Origin of the sequence: Shewanella vaxholmensis, from assembly GCF_031932135.1 — a bacterium.
GTDB classification, from domain to species: domain Bacteria; phylum Pseudomonadota; class Gammaproteobacteria; order Enterobacterales; family Shewanellaceae; genus Shewanella; species Shewanella hafniensis.
In genome coordinates this window covers 1-2,732 of sequence record NZ_JAUOEV010000046.1, presented here as the reverse complement: position 1 = coordinate 2,732, position 2,732 = coordinate 1, and the positions used below count along the sequence as shown (strand labels likewise).

Sequence of the window (2,732 nt, the reverse complement as noted above, 5' to 3'; positions counted from 1 at the left end):
AAGATGCCAATAAGTACAATTGAAGGAGCCGAATTCGGCTCCTTTTTTTATGTTTAAATTCATCAACCTTGGATTGATATGCGCCTCGCAAAATACCTCGCCCAATGTGGCATTGGCTCACGCCGTGAAGCCTGCCGTTTAATTGAGGCCGGACGCATTACACTCAATGGCCATATCGCCCGCCACACAGATCCCGTCCGTTTAGGCGAATCATTAAATTGCCTCGACAGCATTGAGCTTGATGGCACACCCATCACTCAAGCCGAAACCCTCGCCTACTGGGTATTTAACAAAGCCGTAGGCACAGATTGCCGCCTGCTGGAGCCGGATGAAACGAGCCTTGTACACTTGCTTCCCAAAGCGCCAAGACTCTATCCCGTCGGCAGACTCGATAAAGATTCCCGCGGCCTACTGCTATTAACTAATGATGGTGAGCTAACCCATAAACTCATGCACCCCAGTTTTGCCCACAGCAAAACCTACCATGTGTACCTCAACCGGCCATTTACTGATGAGTTTGTTGAAAAAATGGCCAGTGGAGTACGTTATAAAGACCTACAAACCCTGCCCTGCCAAGTCCGCCGTCTCAGTTCGGACAGCTTTGAAATCGTACTGACTCAAGGACTAAATCGACAAATTCGGCGCATGTCCAGCGCCTTAGGCTATAAGGTGATTGACTTACAGCGCGTCGCATTAATGACATTAACGCTAGAATCCTTAGCCGAAGGAGCGATGCGGCCACTCACCCCACAGGAAGTTGCAGTGCTTAAAGCAGCAGTGACAATTTAGAGAAAGACAAGTGGCGAATACACTCAATCATCTAACTTCAATATGAGACGAATGCCTGGACTAACAATATCTTCCAATGAACTCCATGAAGATAGAAACGCCTGAGATGACTCAGGCGTTTCTATAAAACGAAGCTCCCCTTTCAAGCTTATTAATATGAGCTACTTTTTATCGGAACGAAGCACTAATTCCACTCTGCGATTCAGTTTTTGTCCTGCGTCGTTAGTATTGCTGGCGACTGGACTATATTCCCCGTTACCGTGGGCGGTTAATTGGGCCGACGGAATTTGAAACCCGTCACTCAACTGCTTAATCACAGCTGCGGCGCGGCGCTCCGACAGGCTTTGATTGTAACTCCGCTCGCCCTTATCATCGGTATGTCCAACCACATAAAAACTCATCGCCGGATGCTGCTTAAGATAGCTTGCCAGCACCTCCAGTACAGGTTTGGACTCAGGCAACATGCGCTCACTGTCATAATCAAACAGCAATCCCTCCAACGTCGCCTTGCCAGTTTGTGATATGGCATCGGTCAGGGCATCGAGGTCAATCGCCACTCGATCATCCTTCAGAGTAGAGAGTTCCATTACCCTGAGGGTAGTATCGGCAGGTCTACCATCGAAATATCCTTGGGAATAGATATCGAAGTAAACATCGCCCTTTGCGTGACTAAGCTTAAACAGCTGATACTCCTGCCATTCGTCCTCTTTATCGTCCTTGATTAATTTGATGGCATTAATCAGGCTATCATCGTCGCCGCAAGCCGTGCCTTTGCAATGGAATACCCGCTCTGCTGCCAGCTTTTGTGCGGCTGCGGCATAATTGCTGTTGATTTCAAACAGGGAATAGCTTTCAGGCATGCGGTAGATTATCTGGGTGAGTTTGGCATCCAGCGACTTGGTCTGGTAGTCAGCTCCGGCAATGCCCACAATCACAGGCACCTGCGTAAAATTGGTTTGCTTATAGTGAGCAATGTAACTGCCAGGCATCCGCCCCAGCAAAGGATGATCTGCCGCTCCTTGAGCATCGTCACTACGCCTATCTTTAATCTCAACCTCTTTCGGCGCCTGCTGTAAAAAGTCACTATTCGCTTGGATCAAGTCTAGCGGCTCAGGGATAGCGTCGAGAATATCGACTTGCAGATAGGTATATCTGTCCTCGCGATTGACGACATAGATACTGCTGTAAACCTCACCGCGAGTACCTTTCAGTTTTGCCGCCACGTAAGCACTATGATAGTCGGCATTCACGCTTTTAAGCGGCTTTAGCTGAGTTTGCATGGCTTGACCATCACCGCAGGTGACGGCCTGACAACTAAATAACACTTCAGCATTCAGCTTTTTTAGCTGTGCCAAATAGTTATTGATCACATGTTCAGGACTATACCCCTCGGGTAACTCAACGCTTTGTCGAGTCAATTTTCCTGATACAGGCAACAGAGTGAACTTGTCACCATTCACTGCGGTGATAAGTTCAAAGGGCGTAAAGTGGATTCGCTTTTCTTTAGGCGATTTGGCATCAGGAAAGGGAGTAAACAGCGATTCAGCATTCACCGCAAAAGTGGCGACACCGCAGGTCGCGGTCAAAAGTACAGCACTCAATAACGTCTTATGTCCCATAAAAAATCCTTTTCTGTGGGGAATCTAGCTCTCGCGAACCAACTAGATAGATAAAGAAATAGTGATGGGATAATACGATAAAAATTTTTACCTAGGTATTAAATGGCATAAAAGTAATACTTTTTATTGAAAAGGAAATACAGAAATTACACCGAAGAAATAAAGAGAGAAATATAAAGCCCTCCATCTTTAAATAGCACACAGAAGTGGAGATGCCGCGATCATACGAATATGAAAGAGCAGCCATGCCTGCCGCCAACGGTCACAGTTACAACAATGCCAATCCTCACTAACCCTTCTGCTGTTCGTTTAGCTAAAAAGATA

Annotated in this window: 2 protein-coding genes; one reads left to right on the top strand and one right to left on the bottom strand. The window is 46.9% G+C overall.

Going from position 1 to position 2,732, the window contains the following annotated elements; all coding sequences use genetic code 11:
• The first annotated feature begins 78 nt into the window (after positions 1-78).
• Positions 79-789: a 23S rRNA pseudouridine(2604) synthase RluF gene (locus tag Q4Q46_RS21270; RefSeq protein ID WP_311907011.1), complete on the top strand. Its 711-nt coding sequence runs from the start codon at positions 79-81 to the stop codon at positions 787-789.
• A gap of 161 nt (positions 790-950) precedes the next feature.
• Here the strand turns inward: Q4Q46_RS21270 and Q4Q46_RS21265 are convergent, their stop codons facing one another.
• Positions 951-2,408, bottom strand: a complete 1,458-nt coding sequence (locus tag Q4Q46_RS21265; RefSeq protein WP_311907010.1) for a DUF4892 domain-containing protein — start codon at positions 2,406-2,408, stop codon at positions 951-953.
• Positions 2,409-2,732 lie beyond the last annotated feature (324 nt).

Excerpts from the sequence above, each read along its gene's own strand:
- Q4Q46_RS21270 (WP_311907011.1), top strand. The coding sequence starts at position 79 with ATGCGCCTCGCAAAATACCTCGCCCAATGTGGCATTGGCTCACGCCGT.
- Q4Q46_RS21265 (WP_311907010.1), bottom strand. The coding sequence starts at position 2,408 with ATGGGACATAAGACGTTATTGAGTGCTGTACTTTTGACCGCGACCTGC.